The 21041-nt window shown below is 38.8% G+C and carries 15 protein-coding genes and 5 tRNA genes; all 20 read left to right on the top strand.

The genetic code is table 11. The annotated features are described in order from the left end of the window. Positions 1 to 121 precede the first annotated feature (121 nt). The 20 genes from FHW89_RS18045 (at position 122) to rfbF (ending at position 21040) form a co-directional block, all read left to right on the top strand. Positions 122 to 194: transfer RNA gene (locus tag FHW89_RS18045), tRNA-Thr, on the top strand. A gap of 65 nt (positions 195 to 259) precedes the next feature. Further along, positions 260 to 340, top strand: a tRNA-Tyr gene (locus tag FHW89_RS18040). Positions 341 to 429: 89 nt separating this feature from the next. Next, a tRNA-Gly gene (locus tag FHW89_RS18035) sits at positions 430 to 502 on the top strand. 102 nt (positions 503 to 604) lie between these two features. Continuing rightward, positions 605 to 676, top strand: a tRNA-Thr gene (locus tag FHW89_RS18030). A gap of 68 nt (positions 677 to 744) precedes the next feature. Then, positions 745 to 1932 (top strand): elongation factor Tu, encoded by a 1188-nt coding sequence (gene tuf, locus FHW89_RS18025; RefSeq protein WP_172336442.1) that lies wholly within the window; start codon positions 745 to 747, stop codon positions 1930 to 1932. A 77-nt stretch (positions 1933 to 2009) separates the two neighbouring features. Continuing rightward, positions 2010 to 2080: transfer RNA gene (locus tag FHW89_RS18020), tRNA-Trp, on the top strand. Positions 2081 to 2099: 19 nt separating this feature from the next. Further along, the gene (gene secE, locus FHW89_RS18015; RefSeq protein WP_076374892.1) at positions 2100 to 2294 is read left to right on the top strand and encodes a preprotein translocase subunit SecE; all 195 of its coding nucleotides are present in this window, start codon (positions 2100 to 2102) and stop codon (positions 2292 to 2294) included. A gap of 15 nt (positions 2295 to 2309) precedes the next feature. Further along, complete coding sequence (gene nusG / locus FHW89_RS18010; protein WP_076374894.1) at positions 2310 to 2852, top strand: transcription termination/antitermination protein NusG; 543 nt, start codon at positions 2310 to 2312, stop codon at positions 2850 to 2852. 203 nt (positions 2853 to 3055) lie between these two features. Further along, a complete protein-coding gene (rplK, locus tag FHW89_RS18005) occupies positions 3056 to 3496 on the top strand; it encodes a 50S ribosomal protein L11 (RefSeq protein ID WP_076374896.1) in 441 nt (146 codons plus the stop codon). A 29-nt stretch (positions 3497 to 3525) separates the two neighbouring features. Continuing rightward, positions 3526 to 4224 (top strand): 50S ribosomal protein L1, encoded by a 699-nt coding sequence (gene rplA / locus FHW89_RS18000; protein ID WP_166090112.1) that lies wholly within the window; start codon positions 3526 to 3528, stop codon positions 4222 to 4224. 2 nt (positions 4225 to 4226) lie between these two features. Beyond that, entirely contained in the window at positions 4227 to 4745 is a 519-nt protein-coding gene (rplJ, locus tag FHW89_RS17995) for a 50S ribosomal protein L10 (RefSeq protein ID WP_172336441.1), read from the top strand. Between the two features lie 63 nt (positions 4746 to 4808). Continuing rightward, positions 4809 to 5192, top strand: coding sequence for a 50S ribosomal protein L7/L12 (gene rplL / locus FHW89_RS17990; protein ID WP_172336440.1), 384 nt, complete (start codon positions 4809 to 4811; stop codon positions 5190 to 5192). 203 nt (positions 5193 to 5395) lie between these two features. Further along, complete coding sequence (gene rpoB, locus FHW89_RS17985; protein WP_172336439.1) at positions 5396 to 9199, top strand: DNA-directed RNA polymerase subunit beta; 3804 nt, start codon at positions 5396 to 5398, stop codon at positions 9197 to 9199. Between the two features lie 153 nt (positions 9200 to 9352). Continuing rightward, entirely contained in the window at positions 9353 to 13642 is a 4290-nt protein-coding gene (gene rpoC / locus FHW89_RS17980) for a DNA-directed RNA polymerase subunit beta' (protein ID WP_172336438.1), read from the top strand. A gap of 229 nt (positions 13643 to 13871) precedes the next feature. Continuing rightward, entirely contained in the window at positions 13872 to 14183 is a 312-nt protein-coding gene (locus FHW89_RS17975) for a DUF3467 domain-containing protein (protein ID WP_076374980.1), read from the top strand. 53 nt (positions 14184 to 14236) lie between these two features. Then, positions 14237 to 15715: a hypothetical protein gene (locus FHW89_RS17970; RefSeq protein WP_172336437.1), complete on the top strand. Its 1479-nt coding sequence runs from the start codon at positions 14237 to 14239 to the stop codon at positions 15713 to 15715. Between the two features lie 174 nt (positions 15716 to 15889). Beyond that, on the top strand, positions 15890 to 16690 hold the full coding sequence (locus FHW89_RS17965) for a polysaccharide biosynthesis/export family protein (protein ID WP_172336436.1): 801 nt from the start codon (positions 15890 to 15892) through the stop codon (positions 16688 to 16690). A 5-nt stretch (positions 16691 to 16695) separates the two neighbouring features. Further along, positions 16696 to 19065, top strand: a complete 2370-nt coding sequence (locus FHW89_RS17960; RefSeq protein ID WP_172336435.1) for a tyrosine-protein kinase — start codon at positions 16696 to 16698, stop codon at positions 19063 to 19065. A 142-nt stretch (positions 19066 to 19207) separates the two neighbouring features. Next, on the top strand, positions 19208 to 20248 hold the full coding sequence (locus FHW89_RS17955) for a ferredoxin--NADP reductase (protein ID WP_172336434.1): 1041 nt from the start codon (positions 19208 to 19210) through the stop codon (positions 20246 to 20248). Between the two features lie 18 nt (positions 20249 to 20266). Then, positions 20267 to 21040 carry a glucose-1-phosphate cytidylyltransferase gene (gene rfbF, locus FHW89_RS17950; RefSeq protein ID WP_172336433.1) on the top strand — a complete coding sequence of 258 codons (774 nt, stop codon included), beginning with the start codon at positions 20267 to 20269 and terminating at the stop codon, positions 21038 to 21040. Position 21041: the final 1 nt, after the last annotated feature.

Raw genomic sequence — 21041 nt, 5'->3', positions numbered from 1 at the left:
CTAAGCACTGAAAAAAAAGTTGGGATTGTTCTTTAAAATATAAAAAAGCTTATTAGTTTTGCCGCTCTTAATTTTGAAGCCTGTTTAAGGTTATAAAATAAGAAAAGGTAAATAAACATAAGCCTCCTTAGCTCAGCTGGTAGAGCGACTGACTTGTAATCAGTAGGTCATTGGTTCGATCCCGATAGGAGGCTCAGTTTTTTTCGGATTGAAGTGTTTAGCTTCAACTTTGGACATTTTAAATCCGGAATTAACTAATGGGGGGATACCAGAGCGGTCAAATGGGACGGACTGTAAATCCGTTGCTTCGGCTACGAAGGTTCGAATCCTTCTCCCCCCACACCTTAATGAGTGGATTGTTGAATTAGTGAATTACAGAATGATTTTTAAATCATCCGGTCACTAACTCGATAATTCACTCATTTAATTGCGGAAGTAGCTCAGTTGGTAGAGCGATAGCCTTCCAAGCTATAGGTCGCGAGTTCGAACCTCGTCTTCCGCTCGGAGAATTAATTAATGAGTTATTGAATTGCTGAATGAGTGATTTGGTAGGAGTTTTAAAATTCAATAATTCACTAAATCATTAATTCAATAATTAAAATAAGCCGACGTAGCTCAGGGGTAGAGCACTTCCTTGGTAAGGAAGAGGTCATGGGTTCAAATCCCATTGTTGGCTCAATAAAATAAAGAGTAAAACAGAATACATTTTTAAGTATAAATTAACCTACAAAATAATTATAAATCATGGCAAAAGAAAAGTTTGACCGCAGTAAACCGCACTTAAACATCGGTACAATCGGTCACGTTGACCACGGCAAAACAACCCTTACTGCAGCTATCACTAAAGTATTAGCTGATGCAGGTTTATCAGAAGCTCGTTCATTTGATTCAATTGACTCAGCTCCTGAAGAAAAAGAGCGTGGTATCACCATCAATACAGCACACGTTGAGTATTCAACTGCTAACCGTCACTATGCACACGTTGACTGTCCAGGTCACGCGGATTATGTGAAAAACATGGTTACTGGTGCTGCTCAGATGGATGGTGCAATCATTGTTGTTGCTGCTACTGACGGTCCGATGCCACAAACCCGCGAGCACATCCTGTTAGCACGTCAGGTAGGTGTACCTGCACTTGTTGTATTTATGAACAAGGTTGACATGGTTGATGATCCGGAATTATTAGAATTAGTAGAAATGGAAATTCGTGAATTATTATCATTCTACGAATATCCAGGTGATGATATTCCAGTTATTCAAGGTTCTGCATTAGGTGGTCTTAACGGAGATCCTACCTGGGTTGGCAAAATCATGGAATTGATGGACGCTGTAGATAACTACATCCCTATCCCTCCACGTTTAACTGATCTTCCTTTTTTAATGCCGGTTGAAGACGTATTCTCAATCACTGGTCGTGGTACTGTTGCTACCGGTCGTATTGAGCGTGGTGTAATCAACTCTGGTGAGCCTGTTGATATCCTGGGTATGGGTGCTGAGAACTTGAAATCAACCGTAACAGGTGTTGAGATGTTCCGCAAGATCCTTGACCGTGGTGAAGCTGGTGACAACGTAGGTTTATTGTTACGTGGTATTGAAAAAACTGATATCCGTCGTGGTATGGTTATTTGCAAACCAGGTTCAGTAACCCCCCACACCGACTTCAAAGCAGAAGTTTACGTATTATCAAAAGCAGAAGGTGGCCGTCACACTCCATTCTTCAACAAATACCGCCCGCAGTTCTATTTCCGTACAACTGACGTAACTGGTGAGATTTCACTGGCCGAAGGTGTGGAAATGGTTATGCCTGGTGATAACGTTACCATCACTGTAAAATTGATCAACGCTATCGCTATGGAAAAAGGCTTACGTTTCGCTATCCGTGAAGGTGGCAGAACAGTAGGTGCTGGCCAGGTAACTGAAATTTTAAAATAAAATTTCAAAAAAGGTTAATTGGAAACATAAGTTTGACTGTAAAAAGCAAACTTATGTTTTCTTATTATAAAATATACACGGGAATAGTTCAACGGTAGAATAGAGGTCTCCAAAACCTTTGATCAGGGTTCGAATCCTTGTTCCCGTGCATAAGCAAACAATAAAAAATGGCAGGCGTAGCTGAATATATTAAAGAATCATACATCGAGTTAACTCAAAAGGTAACTTGGCCAACCTGGCGCGAATTGCAAAGCAGTGCTATTTTAGTACTGGTTGCTGCAATCATTATAGCTTTGGTTATTGTAGGTATGGACCAGATTATTAATTATTTGCTTGGTATATTTTATCATTCACTAACATAATATCAAAGGACAACGATGAGTGATCAATTGAAGTGGTATGTAGTTAGAGCCATCAGTGGTAAAGAAAAAAAGGTAAAACAATATATAGATGCCGAAATTAGTCGTTTGGGCATTACGCATTTGGTACCTCAGGTATTAATACCAACTGAAAAGTATTACCAGATGCGCGACGGAAAGAAGATAGCTAAAGAGCGTAACTATTTTCCGGGTTATGTGCTGATGGAAGCCGTACTTGACGGTGAAACTGAACACATCATCAAAAATATAAATAGCGTGATTGGTTTTTTAGGCGATAAAGCCGGAAACGCCATCCCATTACGCCAGGCCGAAGTTAACCGTATTTTAGGTAAGGTTGACGAAATGAGTGCGCAGGGCGAAACAATGAACGTGCCTTATTACATTGGCGAAAATGTGAAAGTTATGGACGGACCGTTCAATGGCTTTAGCGGCGTGATAGAAGAGGTTAACGAAGAGAAAAAGAAACTGAAAGTAATGGTAAAGATATTCGGGCGCCGTACGCCGCTTGAATTGAATTACATGCAGGTAGAAAAAGAATAGTAAGTTTTTAATCATGAGCTCTGATTTGGAAAGGCAGACTCAACATGATAAACTTACTTAATGAATATTAAAAGAAAGAAGTTTAGATATTAAGTTAGGGTTAAAAAAACCATACTCATTACTCCAAACCGACAACTATAAAAATCTTAAATGTTACTTAGCTTCCACTTACTAACATTGAGTTATAATTAAAGTAAATTAAAATGGCAAAAGAAATCGGTGCGATGGTAAAGCTGCAGGTAAAAGGCGGCGCTGCAAACCCATCACCTCCAATTGGACCTGCTTTAGGTGCAAAGGGCGTGAATATCATGGAGTTTTGCAAGCAGTTTAATGCACGTACCCAGGACAAGCCTGGTAAAGTGTTGCCTGTTTTGATTACTGTTTACGTTGATAAATCTTTCGATTTTATCATTAAAACCCCTCCGGTTGCAATCCAGTTATTGGAAGCAACAGGATTAAAAAGTGGTTCAGCAGAGCCCAACCGTAAAAAAGTTGCCAATGTAAATTGGGAACAGGTTGAAACTATTGCTAAAGATAAAATGGTGGATCTAAACGCATTCACAGTTGAATCAGCCATGAAAATGGTGGCAGGTACTGCCCGTAGTATGGGAATAACCGTATCAGGTACGGCTCCCTGGAATTAATTAATTTATATTAAAATCAGTTTAAGACAGTGGCTAGATTAACAAAAAATCAGAAAGTGGCACTCTCCAAAATTGAGGCTAACAAATCGTATTCATTACAGGATGCGTCATCTTTGGTAAAGGAATTAACCTTAACCAAATTTGATTCATCAGTTGATATAGACGTTCGTTTAGGTGTTGATCCGCGTAAAGCCAATCAAATGGTACGTGGTATTGCAACATTACCTCATGGAACCGGTAAAACTGTACGTGTACTGGTGCTTTGTACTCCTGACAAGGAACAAGAAGCAAAAGACGCAGGTGCAGATTACGTAGGTTTGGATGATTATATTGCCAAGATTGAAGGTGGATGGACTGATGTTGATATTATCATCACTATGCCAAGTGTTATGGCTAAAGTAGGTCGTTTGGGGCGTATATTAGGCCCACGTAACCTTATGCCTAACCCTAAATCAGGAACAGTAACTCCAGAAGTTGGAAAAGCTGTAACTGACGTAAAAGGTGGTAAGATCGACTTCAAAGTTGATAAAACAGGTATCATCCATGCCTCAATAGGAAAAGCATCTTTCTCTGCGGATAAAATTTATGAGAATGCATTAGAAGTATTGCAAACCATCTCAAAATTAAAACCATCTGCAGCTAAAGGAACATATTTCAAGAGTATCCATATCTCTTCAACTATGTCGCCAGGAATTGAAATTGAAACCAAAACAGTAGCGGGGATTTAATCATGAATAAAGAAGAAAAATACGATCTTGTTCTTGCCCTTACTGAGCAAATGAAAGAGTACGGTAACTTTTATATCACCGATACCTCTGATTTGACGGTTGCAAAGATCAATGACATTCGTCGCAAATGTTTCGACAGCGACATCAAAATGCAGGTAGCAAAAAATAGCTTGATCAAAAAAGCTATGGAAGCTGCAGGCGGCGACTTTAGCCCGATATATGATGTATTAAAAGGATCATCATCAATCCTTTTCTCAAAATCAGCAACTGCTCCGGCAAAGCTGATCAAACAATTGAGAAAAGCAGGTGACAAACCACTTTTAAAAGCAGCATATATTGACTCAGCAGTGTTTATTGGCGACAACCAGATCGATACATTGATCAAGTTGAAATCAAAAGAACAACTGATTGGCGAGATAATAGGATTACTACAATCACCTGCCAAAAACGTTATTTCTGCATTACAATCAGGCGGAAATACGATTGCAGGCCTTGTAAAAACATTACAGGAAAGAGGTTAACGAACACCTTATTAAAGTTCGATATTAACAAACAAAAAGCATTAAAAGTAAAATTTAAATAAAATGGCGGATTTAAAAGCGTTTGCTGAACAGTTGGTAAACTTAACAGTAAAAGAAGTAAACGAATTAGCTCAAATCTTAAAAGATGAGTATGGTATTGAGCCTGCTGCTGCAGCTGTAGCTGTTGCTGCTGCTCCTGCTGGTGGCGATGATGCCCCTGCTGCTGCTGCAGAACAAACTGCATTTGACGTTATCCTGAAAGAAGCAGGTGGTCAAAAATTAGCAGTTGTTAAATTAGTGAAAGACTTAACCGGTCTTGGTTTGAAAGAAGCTAAAGACTTAGTTGACGGTGCACCTAAAGAATTAAAAGCTGGTGTATCTAAAGAAGAAGCTGAATCTCTGAAAAAACAATTAGAAGAAGCCGGAGCAGTAGTTGAGGTTAAATAATTTAACCCACTCAAATATAGCATCAGACTCCGACCTATTTTGGTCGGGGTCTATTGCTGTTTATATACAATAGACTTGAGATATTAGATTTGGGATTTGAGATTTTTGCAGGATGCAGCCTGTGAAATTTTTTAGTCTCAATACTTACGTCTCATATCTCACTTCTAAATACAGGTTTATTAATAAACTAAAATTATAATACCTTGGCAAACAACAATAATCAAAGAGTAAACTTTGCAACCAGCAGAAAGGTACTTGATTACCCTGATTTCCTGGATGTGCAGTTACAATCTTTCCAGGAATTTTTTCAATTGGAAACCACCTCAGACAACCGTTATAAAGAAGGTTTGTTTAAAGTGTTTGCTGAAAATTTTCCGATATCGGATTCAAGAAACATCTTTGTTTTAGAATTTCTTGATTACTTTATTGATCCGCCACGTTACGATATTCAAGAGTGTATCGAACGCGGATTAACTTACAGTGTACCCCTAAAAGCCAAGCTTCGTCTTTCATGTAATGATGAGGAGCACGAAGATTTTGAAACTATTGTACAGGACGTGTATCTGGGAACTATCCCATACATGACCCCTAAAGGTACATTTGTTATAAATGGTGCCGAGCGCGTAATTGTATCTCAATTACACCGTTCGCCAGGTGTGTTCTTTGGCCAAAGCCGCCACACCAACGGTACAAAATTATACTCGGCCCGTGTTATACCTTTCAAAGGTTCATGGATTGAGTTTGCTACTGATGTTAATAACGTGATGTATGCATACATTGACCGTAAAAAGAAATTCCCGGTTACCACATTACTTCGTGCCATCGGTTACGACTCTGATAAAGATATATTAGAGTTGTTTGAACTGGCCGATGAAATTAAAGTAAGCAAATCTGGTCTGAAAAAATATATCGGCCGTAAGCTTGCTGCAAGGGTGCTTAAAAAATGGGTTGAAGATTTCGTGGATGAGGATACCGGTGAAGTGGTTTCTATCGACCGTAATGAGATCATCCTTGAGCGTGAAACCGTATTGGAAGACGATCACATTGATATGATCATTGATGCCGGTGTTAAAACCATCATCCTGAACAAGGAAGATGCGGCCACCAGCGGTGATTATACTATTATATACAATACCTTACAGAAAGATACTTCGAACTCGGAGAAAGAAGCGGTTGAGCATATCTACCGTCAGTTACGTAACGCTGAACCACCTGATGAAGAAACAGCTCGTGGTATCATCGATCGTTTATTCTTCTCTGATAAAAGATATGATTTGGGTGATGTGGGCCGCTACCGCATCAACCGTAAGTTGAAACTGAATACCTCTGACGAAACAAAGGTATTAACCAAGCAGGATATCATCGCCATTGTTAAGTATTTGATCAAACTGATCAACTCTAAGGCTGAGGTGGATGATATTGACCACTTGTCAAACCGTCGTGTTCGTACAGTGGGTGAGCAGTTATATGCTCAGTTTGGTGTAGGTTTGGCACGTATGGCACGTACTATTCGTGAGCGTATGAACATCCGTGATAACGAGGTGTTTACGCCAACCGACCTGATCAACGCGCGTACATTATCGTCAGTGATCAACTCGTTCTTCGGAACAAACCAGTTATCACAGTTCATGGACCAAACCAATCCACTGGCAGAGATCACGCACAAGCGTCGTCTGTCAGCCCTTGGGCCCGGTGGTCTGTCACGTGAGCGTGCTGGTTTCGAGGTTCGTGACGTACATTACACCCACTACGGTAGGTTGTGTACCATTGAAACTCCGGAAGGACCGAACATTGGTTTGATATCATCACTTTGCGTACATGCTAAGATCAACAACTTAGGCTTTATCGAAACTCCATACAAACGTGTGGTTGAAGGTAAGGTACAGGTTGATGAACCGGTTATCTATTTATCTGCAGAAGATGAGGACGGTAAAACTATTGGTCAGGCTAATGCCCATTATGATGATAAAGGTGTGTTTGCATTGCCAAAAGTAAAAGCACGTTTTGAAGGTGACTTCCCGATTATTGAGCCGGAAAGACTCGATTTGATGGACATCGCTCCAAACCAGATCACTTCTATCGCGGCTTCATTGATCCCGTTCCTGGAACATGATGATGCTAACCGTGCATTGATGGGATCGAACATGCAACGCCAGGCAGTACCATTGTTGCGTCCTGAAGCGCCAATTGTTGGAACCGGACTGGAAGGACGTGTGGCAAAAGACTCACGTACACTGATCAACGCCGAAGGCGACGGTGTAGTAGAGTATGTTGATGCTAATGAGATACGTATTAAATATGACCGTGATGAACTTGACCGTTTGGTTTCATTTGATGGCGATTCAAAAAGCTATCGTTTAACCAAATTCAAGAAAACCAACCAAAGCACCACCATGAACCTGAAGCCGATTGTTAAAAAAGGCCAAAGAGTATCAAAAGGAGAGGTTCTTTGCGAAGGTTATGCTACTCAGAATGGTGAGCTTGCATTAGGCCGTAACTTAAAAGTGGCGTTCATGCCTTGGCAGGGATATAACTTTGAGGATGCGATCGTAATATCTGAGCGTGTGGTTTCACAGGATATTTTCACTTCACTTCACGTTGAAGAGTTTGAATTGGAAGTACGTGATACCAAACGTGGTGAAGAGGAATTGACACCAGATATCCCTAACGTATCAGAAGAAGCTACCAAAGACCTTGACGAAGACGGTATCATCCGTGTAGGTGCCGAGGTTAAAGAAGGCGATATCCTGATTGGTAAGATCACTCCAAAAGGTGAATCAGACCCATCACCGGAAGAAAAACTGTTACGTGCCATATTTGGTGATAAAGCAGGCGACGTTAAAGATGCGTCACTGAAAACTCCGCCATCTATTGCAGGTGTTGTTATTGATACCAAATTGTTCAGCCGTGCTAAAAAGACCTCAAAGGCCGAAGAAAAAGCACAGTTGGAAAAACTGGATACTAAACACGAAAGAGCTGTAAAAGAACTTAAAAACACGTTGATCGAAAAGTTATTTGAGATCGTGAATGGTAAAACATCACAAGGTGTTTATAATATTTACAAAGAGCTTTTAGTGCCTAAAGGTGTAAAATTCACTCAGAAAATTTTAGTTGAGCTTAGTTACGAAAACATTAACCCAACTAAATGGACAACTGATGATGACAAAAACGATCAGATCAAGCTTCTGCTTCATAACTACAACATCAAAGTTAATGAGGAATTAGGTGCTTACCGTCGTGATAAATTCGCGATCAGTGTGGGTGACGAGCTTCCATCAGGTATCGTACAAATGGCTAAAGTTTACATCGCTAAAAAGCGTAAGCTTAAAGTAGGTGATAAAATGGCTGGTCGTCACGGTAACAAAGGTATCGTTGCACGTATTGTACGTGACGAGGATATGCCTTTCCTTGAGGATGGAACACCGGTTGATATTGTGTTGAACCCACTGGGTGTACCTTCACGTATGAACCTGGGTCAGATCTATGAAACAGTATTGGGCTGGGCCGGTAAAGAGCTTGGTATTAAATTCGCTACCCCGATTTTTGATGGTGCAAGCCATGAAGAAGTGGAAGAGTGGGTTAAAAAGGCAAACTTACCAGAATCAGGCCGTACCTATTTATACAATGGCTTAACAGGTGATCGTTTTGACCAGCAAACTACAGTAGGTATTATATACATGCTGAAACTGGGTCACATGGTTGATGATAAGATGCACGCACGTTCTATTGGGCCATACTCATTAATTACACAACAACCATTGGGTGGTAAAGCTCAGTTTGGTGGTCAGCGTTTTGGTGAGATGGAGGTTTGGGCACTCGAAGCATTCGGTGCATCAAACATACTGCAGGAAATATTAACCGTTAAATCGGATGATGTTATCGGCCGTGCCAAAACTTACGAGGCTATTGTTAAAGGTGAAAACCTGCCAACACCATCAGTTCCTGAATCATTCAACGTATTGGTTCATGAGTTAAGAGGTTTAGGTTTAGATATCACGTTAGAATAATTAGTGATTTAGCGAGTTAGTGAATTAGTGATTAAACAAATCATCAATTCGCTGACTCGCTAATTCAAACATAGTAGAAGAGTGATTTAACAAACCTGGTTAACTCACTAATTCACTAACTCACTAATTCAATCATTAAAAAACAAGGAGACTATGTCTTACAAAAAGGATAATAAAATCAAAAGTAATTTCACCACAATTACGATCAGCCTGGCCTCTCCTGAGTCCATCCTTGAACGTTCAAGCGGTGAAGTTTTAAAACCAGAAACCATCAACTACAGGACCTATAAACCTGAGCGCGATGGTTTATTCTGCGAACGTATTTTTGGTCCGGTTAAAGATTATGAGTGCCATTGCGGTAAATACAAACGTATCCGTTACAAAGGTATCGTGTGCGACCGTTGCGGTGTTGAAGTAACCGAAAAGAAAGTACGTCGTGAGCGCATGGGCCACATTAACCTTGTAGTTCCTGTTGCTCATATCTGGTACTTCCGTTCATTACCAAACAAAATTGGTTACCTGTTAGGTTTGCCAACAAAAAGGCTCGACCTGATCATATACTACGAGCGTTATGTAGTTATCCAACCAGGTATCAAAGAAGCCGATGGTATCAACAAAATGGATTTCCTAACTGAAGAGGAATATCTTGACGTGTTGGATACCCTTCCAAAAGAAAACCAATACCTGGATGATAAAGATCCACAAAAATTTGTGGCTAAAATGGGTGCCGAGGCTCTTGAAGAGTTATTAAAGCGCCTTGACTTGGATGAGTTATCATTCAGCCTACGTCACCAGGCTGCAAACGAAACTTCACAACAACGTAAAAACGAAGCTTTAAAACGTTTACAGGTTGTTGAGGCTTTCCGTGATGCTAAAACTCGTATCGAGAATAACCCTGAATGGATGATCGTTAAGATCGTTCCGGTTATCCCGCCTGAATTGCGTCCATTGGTACCACTGGAAGGCGGCCGTTTCGCTACTTCGGATTTGAATGACCTTTACCGTCGTGTAATTATCCGTAACAATCGTTTAAAACGTTTGATCGAGATCAAAGCACCGGAAGTTATATTACGTAACGAAAAACGTATGTTGCAGGAAGCTGTTGACTCGTTGTTCGATAACTCACGTAAAGTAAACGCAGTAAAAACCGAAGGTAACCGTGCCCTGAAATCACTTTCAGACATCCTGAAAGGTAAACAAGGCCGTTTCCGTCAAAACTTATTAGGTAAACGTGTGGATTACTCTGCCCGTTCGGTAATTGTTGTAGGTCCAAACCTTAAACTACACGAGTGCGGTTTACCAAAAGATATGGCTGCCGAGCTGTTTAAACCATTTATCATCCGTAAAATGATTGAGCGTGGTGTGGTTAAAACAGTAAAATCTGCCAAAAAGATAGTTGACCGTAAAGATCCGTTAGTTTGGGACATTTTAGAAAACGTATTGAAAGGACACCCTGTATTACTAAACCGTGCGCCTACGCTGCACAGATTAGGTATCCAGTCGTTCCAGCCAAAACTGGTTGAAGGTAAAGCGATCCAATTGCACCCATTAACTTGTACAGCATTCAACGCGGATTTTGACGGTGACCAGATGGCCGTTCACGTACCACTAGGTAATGCGGCAATTTTGGAAGCCCAAATTCTAATGCTGGCATCACACAACATCCTTAACCCTGCCAACGGTACACCTATTACTGTACCATCACAGGACATGGTGCTTGGTTTGTACTACATAACCAAAGGCCGTAAAACAGATGCAACCCGTGTGGTAAAAGGCGAAGGTTTAACCTTCTACTCTGCAGAGGAAGTAATTATCGCTTATAATGAGAAAAAACTTGATCTGCACGCCTTTATCAAAGTGAAAGCTTTGGTGAAAGAAAAAGATGGCAGTATTGTAAGTAAAATCATTGATACTACTGTTGGTCGTGTATTGTTTAATCAGCATGTACCGGTAGAAGTAGGTTATATTAATGAACTGCTTACCAAAAAATCACTTCGTGATATCATTGGTGAAGTAGTGAAAATTACTGGTATGGCTCGTGCAGCACAATTCCTTGATGATATTAAGGAGTTAGGCTTTAAGATGGCATTCCAGGGTGGTTTATCATTTAACCTGAAGGATATTAATATCCCCGCCGAAAAAGTTACGCTTATAGAAACAGCTTCTAAACAAGTTGAAGAGGTAATGAGTAACTATAACATGGGTTTCATTACCAATAACGAGCGTTACAATCAGATCATCGATATCTGGACACGTATCAACAACCGCTTAACCGCGAATGTAATGGATATTCTGAGCACCGATAACCAGGGCTTTAACTCTGTTTACATGATGCTTGACTCAGGAGCCCGTGGTTCTAAAGAGCAGATCCGTCAGCTTGCAGGTATGCGTGGTTTGATGGCGAAACCTCAGAAATCAGGTTCAGGTGGTGAGATTATCGAAAACCCGATCCTTTCAAACTTTAAAGAAGGTTTGTCGGTATTGGAGTACTTCATCTCTACTCACGGTGCTCGCAAAGGTTTGGCCGATACGGCGTTAAAAACAGCGGATGCTGGTTACTTAACCCGTAGGTTGCATGACGTTGCCCAGGATATGATTGTAGGTGAAGTTGATTGTGGCACTTTAAGAGGTATCTACACAACTGCACTGAAAGACAACGAGGATATTGTTGAGCCATTATATGACCGTATCTTAGGTCGTACCGCTTTACATGATGTACATGACCCTATCACCAACGAACTGTTGGCATCAGCTGGTCAGGATATTACAGAAGAGGTAGCTAAAAAAATCGAAAACTCTCCATTGGAGGGTGTCGAAATACGTTCGGTATTAACTTGCGAAAGTAAACGCGGAGTTTGTGCACTTTGCTACGGCCGTAACCTGGCCAGCGGTAAACGTGTACAAAAAGGCGAAGCTGTAGGTGTAATTGCTGCACAATCAATCGGTGAGCCGGGTACACAGTTAACACTACGTACTTTCCACGTGGGTGGTACCGCGTCAAACATTGCTGCGGAGTCACAAATCAACGCTAAGTTTGATGGTATCATTGAATTTGAAAACGTGCGTACTGTTGAATACACTACTGCCGAAGAGGGTAAAGTAGATGTAGTATTAGGCCGTTCAGGTGAGTTCCGTATCATTGAAGAAGGAAGCAACAAGGTAATTGTTACCAATAACATTCCATACGGTTCATACCTGTATGTAAAAGATGGCAGCAAAATAACCCGTGGCGACCGTATCTGTTCATGGGATCCATACAACGCGGTGATTATATCTGAATTTGCAGGTTTAACCCAGTTTGAGGCTGTATTGGATGGTATCACTTTCCGTGAAGAATCTGACGAACAAACAGGTCACCGTGAAAAGGTAATTATCGATACCAGGGATAAAACAAAAAACCCTGTTATTCAAATTACCGATACAAAAGGTAACATCATTAAAGGGTATAACATTCCGGTAGGAGCGCACATCGCTGTTGAAGAAGGTGAAAAGCTACAAACAGGACAGGTTATTGCTAAGATCCCTCGTTCAACTGGTAAAACCCGTGACATCACCGGTGGTTTACCACGTGTAACCGAGTTATTTGAAGCACGTAACCCATCAAACCCTGCTGTAGTAACAGAGATTGACGGTGTGGTAACTTTGGGTGGTGTGAAACGTGGTAATCGCGAGATCACTATCGAATCAAAAGACGGTCAGGTTAAAAAATACCTGGTTCCATTGTCAAAACACATCCTTGTACAGGATAACGACTTTGTGAAAGCAGGTATGCCGTTATCTGATGGATCTATATCACCTGCTGATATCCTGGCTATTAAAGGCCCGGCTGCGGTGCAGGAATACCTGGTAAATGGTATACAAGAGGTTTACCGTTTACAGGGTGTGAAGATCAACGATAAGCACTTTGAGGTTATCGTTCACCAGATGATGCAGAAAGTATCGATCGAAGACGCGGGTGATACCCGTTTCTTAGAGCGTGAAGCTGTTGACAGCTGGGATTTCATGACCGAAAATGATGATATATTTGACAAAAAGGTAGTAGTTGAGCCAGGTGATTCAACTACGTTAAAAGCTGGTCAGATTGTATCATTAAGAAGGTTACGTGATGAGAACTCTGTCTTAAAACGTCGTGACTTAAGGTTAGTTGAAGTGCGTGATGCTATCGCGGCAACTTCAAGCCCGATACTGCAAGGTATCACCAGGGCGTCATTAGGCACCAAATCGTTTATCTCAGCTGCATCATTCCAGGAAACTACCAAAGTACTGAATGAAGCTGCCATAGCAGGTAAAAAAGACCTAATGCTTGGCCTGAAAGAAAACGTTATTGTTGGTCACTTGATTCCTTCTGGTACTGGCTTACGCGAATACGAAAACATCCGTGTAGGTTCGCAAGAAGAGTTTGATCGCTTAATGGCTTCAAAAGCCGAGGAAATCGAAGCGTAATTTAATCAGCTATATTGATCAAAGCCCCCCGTAAACCGGGGGGCTTTTTGTTTTATGATCAATACGATATCCGCTAATGGAAAATTTTGAAAAAAAGTAAAACAAAACCTAAACATGATGGTTTTAGAGTTTCGTTGCTTACAATAAAGCATTTGTACGTTAGGTTGAACAATATTTATTATTATTGGAGAGCCTTTCGATGGATGAATGGCTTTATTATTTTAATGAAATGGAAGAACAAAATGAAAATCAACTGAATATTGAACTTTCTGAAGAGATAGCAGAAGGAATTTATTCAAATTTGGCAATAATTACTCACTCCAGCTCAGAATTTGTGCTTGACTTTATAAGAGTAATGCCCGGGATACCAAAGGCAAAAGTAAAGTCGCGTGTTATCTTAACGCCGGAGCATGCTAAACGTTTATTAACTGCATTGGAAGACAATCTGGAAAAATTTGAATCAATTAACGGACGTATTAAAGTTCAACAGGAACCTTCAGGTTTTCCGATGAACTTTGGTGGGACAATGGGGCAAGCATAAGATGAGCGAAACAAATACTTAACAAAAAAGTAGTATTTTGTGAAAAAAATTTTATGAAGAAATTAATACCCCTAAACTTTACCTTGTTGATCTTGTTATTAGTTATTTTTTCTTGTAAAAAGGAAGATAAGATACCCGATCACGTTTATGAAGTTACTGTACCTAATCATGTTAATTTACCCGATTCAGTCAACCCACTTCCAGTTATTCCGGTTAGTCTTAAATTATACAGTGATGTTATTAGCCCGGTAGTTCCTGATGATTTTTTAGGTTTTAGTTTTGAGAAATTGATATTAACAGATACAACTTACTTTAATACATCAAATACCTCTTTTATTAATCTATTTAAAAACCTTGGAGGTGGATTAATCAGAATTGGAGGGGCTTTTGTCGATAAAGTTTATTGGTCAAAAAATAACAGGAAGACAGGTACCAAGGATACTGTTTATGCCAATGATGTTGACCGCGTTCTTGCGTTCAACAGACAGGTTGGATGGAAAACAATCTGGGGCCTTAACTTGGGCAAGTTAAACATATCAAGCGATGTGGAGGAAGCAAATTATGTATTAAGTAAATCGGGCAACCTGATACATAGTTTTGCCATAGGAAATGAACCGGAATATTTCGGTTTAAATAATTTAAGGAAACCCGGTTATAGCTTTAACGATTTTCAAAGTGAATTCACTAATTTTTCAAATACTTTAAGGAGCTCCGTTCCAGGAATAGTAATTTCAGGTCCGGAATCAAATGACGGAAACTGGGCGAGGCAATTTTTAAATAACACTAATAATAATGTAAACCTGTTTTCATTCCATTATTATAGAATGGGACCAGCAGGCAATGCAAGTGTCACTATGAATAAACTGATGACTTTTGATCAGTTTTTACATGATATCATTGAATATCTTAAGTTAGGTGTAAACGTACATAACAAAGTGCCGTTTCGGTTTTCTGAATGTAGTTCGGTTTATCGCGGCGGACAGCCTGGAATTAGCAACGCCTTTGGATCATCATTATGGGGATCTGAATTTTTATTTTATTTGGCACAACAAGGTATTGCTGGCGTTAATTTTCATACGGGAGGAGAAAGTGTATACGTTTATTCGCCTATAAATACGGTTAATAAGAAAAACGTAGCCAGGCCGTTGTATTATGCAATGTTACTGTTTCATCAAGCCGCAGTTAGGCAATTTTTAAAGACAGAGCTGCAAAGTACAAATGCAAACATTGACATTTTTTCATTTACAAGAAAAGATGGTAAAAAAGGATTACTGCTAATTAACAAAGACGACAAAAACGATGTGTCGGTTACTATAAATAATAAGGACGTTATAAATACAACAACAATCTATCAGTTAAATGGGCCATCACTGTCGAGTACCTCCCCATCCGGTACTAATATTAATGGGGCTTTTGTGGATGATAATGGTGTATTTAAAACAGACGGTTATGTAAGTAATCTGAGCGCGCCAAGTAGATTTATTAATATAAAAGTACGGGCTACTACGGCATTGTTAATAGTTCTTAACTAATGATTATTTAATATATTCAAACAAAATTTTCTTATTTTATAAAAAAAATCTATGTTTGTTGAAATAATTGCAAAATTAAATACATTGATTGTCGCTTTCAAAATATATATGTTTAATTTTTTCGAAACTTTAATCAATGGTCTTTATAACCCAATTTCAAAATAAATGTTCAACATGTATAAAATAGTTTTAGGGTCATTTTTAATTATAGGTCTCTTGACAATGTTTTCATGCGCTTCTAAAAAGCAAATTAAGTATTTCGATGATCTTTCAGATACGGCCAGAACCGTTAATATATCTAAAGTTAATTATGTAGAACCATTGATTCAGATTGATGATATACTTAACGTAACTATCCTGACATTAGATCCTAACGCTACTCAGATAATTAATGCGGGTAACCTGGCTCTTGCCGGTAGCGCCCCTGTTGGTAGTAGTAATAGTGCAGCTATTCAAACCTCAAATGGATATCTGGTTAACAAAGATGGTGTTATAGATTTACCGATACTTGGTAAAATAAAAGTGGTAGGATTAACAACATCGCAGGCGCGCGAAGCGATCGAGACGAAAACAAAAGCGTTCTTTAAAGATCCTTCTGTATCGGTGAGAATTACAAATTTTAAAATAACGATTGCCGGTGAGGTTGCCAGACCCGCAACTTACATTGTTCCTAATGAAAAGGTAACTATACTTGATGCCTTGGGTATGGCAGGGGATTTAACAATATATGGAAAACGGGAAAACGTTTTATTGATAAGGATGAATCAGGATGGATCGAAAGAAGCGCATCGCCTGGATTTATCCAAGAGCGCGGTATTAAATTCGCCCTATTACTACCTCAAACAAAATGACTACCTGTATGTTGAACCGGCTAAAACAAAGATAGCCGCCTCTGATGCCGCATCATTAAGAACTATAACAATTATAGGCTCGTTCCTTTCTTTCATCGCTATCATCATTACCCGGATTAAGTAATAAATATGAATCAAGCTTCTAGTAACCAAAATTTATCTTCAAAAGAAGGTGTTGATTTAAAATCAATAATAGCCAAAGTCAGACGTAGATGGTATTTGTTTTTAATAAGTATAGCACTTTGTTTATTTACTGCTTTTTTTTATCTAAAATATACAGCGCCATCCTATAAAATATTCAGTAAAGTTCTTGTTGAAGATAATAAATCCAATTCGCTGTCTTCTTCAAGTGGTTCAAATGGAATGGTTGACCTGTCTTCATTGCTTGATACAAAAAGTAATGCCGATAATGAAATACAGATTTTACAATCACGAAGCTTGATGAAGCAAGTTGTGGATCAACTAAAGCTTAATCAAATTATTTATAAACAGGGAACGTTAAGTAAGAAGGAATTATATGATGAAGCTCCGTTTGATTTGACCGTTATCAGCAAAAAGGATACAATCATAAGCCGGGAATTTGAACTGGTTATTCTTAAGAATAATAAATTTAGAATAATAAACAGTGATGAGGATATTGATATGAACGAGGTATCATTTGGTACCGTTATCAAACTCAGTCAGTATGACCTGGTATTTAGTGAAAATAAGAATAAACTTATACCCGGAGCTAAGTATAAAGTAAATATTGTTTCAAAGGATTCGAAAATTGAAAGCTTATCTAAAAACTTCAAAGCAGAATTATCAGATAAAAAGGTTACAACCATAGATTTATCATTAAAGTATCCTAATCCTAAAAAAGGAGAGGTTATACTTCAAACATTGATGAATTTATATCTAAAAGAAAACCTGGAAAATAAAATAAGCATAGCAGACAGCACATTAGTTTTTATAAATGACAGGCTTAATATTGTTGGAAAAGAATTAGGCGGTGTTGAAGGTCAGTTGGAGAAGTTTAAAATAAATAATAACATAGCCGATATTGATGGTCAATCACAAGCGTTGATATCGAGCTCTGTAGATTATGTTGATAAATTGAATACTGTAAATGCTCAATTGGGGGTTTTAGATCAGGTTGAAACCTATATTAAAAGCTCCGATTTAAAGAAAAGCTTACCAAGTTCATTAAGTATCCAGGATCCGGTTTTTGCTTACTCTCTCCAGGCTTACAATACACTTCTTATTGATCGGGACAAGCAAAGCTTATCTTATACTAATGATAACCCCTATATAAAGAATCTGGACCTCCAGATTGATAATGCAAGGGCAAATCTTTTAAAGAGTTTCTATACCTATAAAAAAGGCCTGGAACTTAATAAGCAGCAATTGGTAGCTCAGAATAATAATTTCAAAGGGCAGATCAAAACTGTTCCAGGAAAAGAGCGAATATTTTTAGATTACTCAAGACAACAGACGGTTAAGCAGCAATTATACTTATATCTGTTACAAAAAAGAGAAGAGACCGCTATTTCCAAAACATCAACAATTTCAACAACCAGGATTATTGATAATGCTAAAAGCGAGTTTGCTCCGTCAGAGCCTAACAGAAATAATATTTATATTATAGGCTTTGTGATCGGATTGCTTATTCCGTTCTTAATCATCAGCATTCAGGAGCTGCTCAACGTTAAGATCATTTCAAAGGCAGATATTTTAAAAGAAAGTGATATTTCAATTTTAGCCGAAATTAGTCATAATACCTCGGGCGATTCCATTGTGGTGGCTGCCAGTTCCAGATCGGTAATTTCTGAGCAGTTCCGGAGTTTGCGTACCAACTTGCAGTTTTTGTTAGCTTCTAATAAGCCTAATGTAATAATTATAACCTCCAGCATGAGTGGGGAAGGTAAATCATTCATTAGTTTGAATCTGGGTTTATCATTAGCATTAATGGGAAAGAAGGTATTATTTATGGAGCTGGATTTGCGGAAACCAAAACTATCGAGTAGCGTTGGTATGGATAATCAATTGGGCTTTACCAATTATATTATAGGTGAGCAAACCGATGTGAGTAGCATAATTAAACCATTGTGGATGCATGAAAACTGCTATCTGATATCTTCGGGGCCTATTCCGCCTAACCCTTCTGAATTACTTCTTAATGAAAAGGTGGATGCAATGATGACCGAATTGAAAGAGCAGTTTGATTATATAATTATGGATACGGCGCCTATCGGGTTAGTTTCTGATGCCCTGATCGTTGAAAAGTATGCAGACTCTGTGATGTACATTGTTAGACAGAACTATACATTTAAATCGCAACTGGGTATTGTAAACGAGTTAAAGAGTACCGGTAAAATCAGAAAGCCATATTTAGTTGTAAACGATATTAAAGCTAATGATGGCGGTTATCAAGGCTATGGCTACGGATATGGTTATGGCTACGGAAATTATAGCGAGGAAGTAGAAACCAGTTGGTTTAGCAAGCTATTTAAAAAGTGATATGTGAATTAAATTAAAATTATTTCAGAAAAATCATTTTTTTGTGAACAAATTTTCAGTGAATTTGTCTGATTGTTAAGAATATTTTAATTATAATTGTGAATGTAATGAATAGAAATTTAACAATATTTTAGGTTTAATTATGATTACTTACACATTAAAAGTTGTAGAAGTCAGAAAGGAAACAATTGATACTGTTACTATTTGTTTTAAACAACCGGGCCTAAAGAAAATTAAATATCTTTCTGGCCAGTATTTGACATTAATTTTTAGAATAAACGGCCGTAGATATATACGCCCTTATTCTTTTTCTTCTGCCCCAGGTGTTGACCCTAATATTGAAGTTACAGTGAAAAGGGTGCCCGGAGGAATAATATCAAACCATATTAATGATCGGGTAGCAGTTGGTGACATCGTAGAGGTAATGGAACCATTGGGAGACTTTACTTTGAGTAAAATACCAGATTTGCCCGAGACGCATTTAGTATTATGGGGAGCTGGCAGTGGTATAACACCGCTTTTATCAATAGCTAAATTTGCACTGTATAATAAGGTTTGTGATCATATTACATTGGTATATGGTAACAAGAACTCTGAAAGCGTGATTTTCTCTGATCAGATTGAAATGCTCCAGGCAACATTTAAAAATCTTTCAGTATTTCATTTTCATTCACAGCTTGTTATAAGCGCCAATAATCCTGAGATTATTGAAGGGAGGATAAACCCCAAAAAGGTTTTATCAATCATGAAACAGGAGAAGCCAAAGGATAAAACAATACATTATATATGTGGCCCTGTTGGACTTAAGGAATCTGTAAAGGCCCAGTTGTCTGTTTTGCAAATACCGGAAGAAAATATTTATACAGAAGACTTTGAAATAGTAAAGGATCCTAAGGAATTTGAATCAATAACAACACAGAATGTAGAGGTTGTTTTTGAGGATACTACTTATAACGTTGAAGTGGTAAAAGGCAAAAGCATTCTTGAAGCAGGACTTGATTCTTTATTGGATCTTACTTATTCCTGTCAAACCGGGAACTGCCTGGTATGCAAAGCTAAATTACTATCGGGTGAAGCGAAAATGATTGGAGCATCGAAGAAAGACGAACTGTCTGAAGATGAATATTTGCTTTGTTGCAGCTATCCGGTAAGTAGTAACGTAAAAGTTTTGGTTACAAATTAAACAAATAAAAATCGATACATGAAAGTTGTATTATTAGCCGGTGGCTTAGGCACCAGATTATCTGAAGAAACTGTCCTGAAACCTAAACCCATGGTTGAAATAGGGGGAATGCCAATTCTATGGCATATCATGAAAATCTATTCGAGTCATGGATTTAATGATTTTATTGTTTGCCTTGGTTATAAAGGCTACGTCATTAAAGAGTATTTTGCTAATTACTTTCTTCACAAATCAGACGTTACTATTGATTTATCTGATAATTCAATCAAAGTTCATGATTCGCAGGCTGAACCCTGGAAAATTACATTGGTTGATACTGGTAATGAGTCAATGACGGGCGGAAGGATTAAAAGAATACAACCTTTTGTCGGCGACTCTCCGTTTATGCTTACATATGGTGATGGTGTTTGTGATGTAGACGTTAAGGCTTTGGTGAAATACCATGAAGAACACGGCAAATCATGTACGGTGACATCAGTTCAGCCATCAGGAAGATTTGGTGCTTTAAACATCCTCGAAGACTCTACAGTGCATTCATTTATGGAGAAACCAAAAGGGGATGGAGCCTGGATCAATGGGGGATTTTTTGTTTGCCAGCCCGATGTATTTAATTATATAAAAGAAGGCGACAGTACGGTTTGGGAGCAACAACCAATGGAACAAATCGCAAATGCCGGTCAGATGAATGCCTATAAACATACAGGATTTTGGAGACCAATGGATACATTGAAAGATAAACAGGATCTAAACACAATGTGGGATACAAATAGCGCCCCCTGGAAAATTTGGTAGT

Source organism: Mucilaginibacter sp. SG564 (assembly GCF_013149275.1).
GTDB lineage: Bacteria > Bacteroidota > Bacteroidia > Sphingobacteriales > Sphingobacteriaceae > Mucilaginibacter.
This window is presented reverse-complemented; position numbering and strand designations above follow the sequence as displayed.

What these genes read in the sequence shown, in the direction of transcription:
- tuf (WP_172336442.1), top strand. Translation starts at nt 745, where the DNA reads ATGGCAAAAGAAAAGTTTGACCGCAGTAAACCGCACTTAAACATCGGT.
- secE (WP_076374892.1), top strand. Translation starts at nt 2,100, where the DNA reads ATGGCAGGCGTAGCTGAATATATTAAAGAATCATACATCGAGTTAACT.
- nusG (WP_076374894.1), top strand. Translation starts at nt 2,310, where the DNA reads ATGAGTGATCAATTGAAGTGGTATGTAGTTAGAGCCATCAGTGGTAAA.
- rplK (WP_076374896.1), top strand. Translation starts at nt 3,056, where the DNA reads ATGGCAAAAGAAATCGGTGCGATGGTAAAGCTGCAGGTAAAAGGCGGC.
- rplJ (WP_172336441.1), top strand. Translation starts at nt 4,227, where the DNA reads ATGAATAAAGAAGAAAAATACGATCTTGTTCTTGCCCTTACTGAGCAA.
- rplL (WP_172336440.1), top strand. Translation starts at nt 4,809, where the DNA reads ATGGCGGATTTAAAAGCGTTTGCTGAACAGTTGGTAAACTTAACAGTA.
- rpoC (WP_172336438.1), top strand. Translation starts at nt 9,353, where the DNA reads ATGTCTTACAAAAAGGATAATAAAATCAAAAGTAATTTCACCACAATT.
- FHW89_RS17975 (WP_076374980.1), top strand. Translation starts at nt 13,872, where the DNA reads ATGGAAGAACAAAATGAAAATCAACTGAATATTGAACTTTCTGAAGAG.
- FHW89_RS17970 (WP_172336437.1), top strand. Translation starts at nt 14,237, where the DNA reads ATGAAGAAATTAATACCCCTAAACTTTACCTTGTTGATCTTGTTATTA.
- FHW89_RS17965 (WP_172336436.1), top strand. Translation starts at nt 15,890, where the DNA reads ATGTATAAAATAGTTTTAGGGTCATTTTTAATTATAGGTCTCTTGACA.
- FHW89_RS17960 (WP_172336435.1), top strand. Translation starts at nt 16,696, where the DNA reads ATGAATCAAGCTTCTAGTAACCAAAATTTATCTTCAAAAGAAGGTGTT.
- FHW89_RS17955 (WP_172336434.1), top strand. Translation starts at nt 19,208, where the DNA reads ATGATTACTTACACATTAAAAGTTGTAGAAGTCAGAAAGGAAACAATT.
- rfbF (WP_172336433.1), top strand. Translation starts at nt 20,267, where the DNA reads ATGAAAGTTGTATTATTAGCCGGTGGCTTAGGCACCAGATTATCTGAA.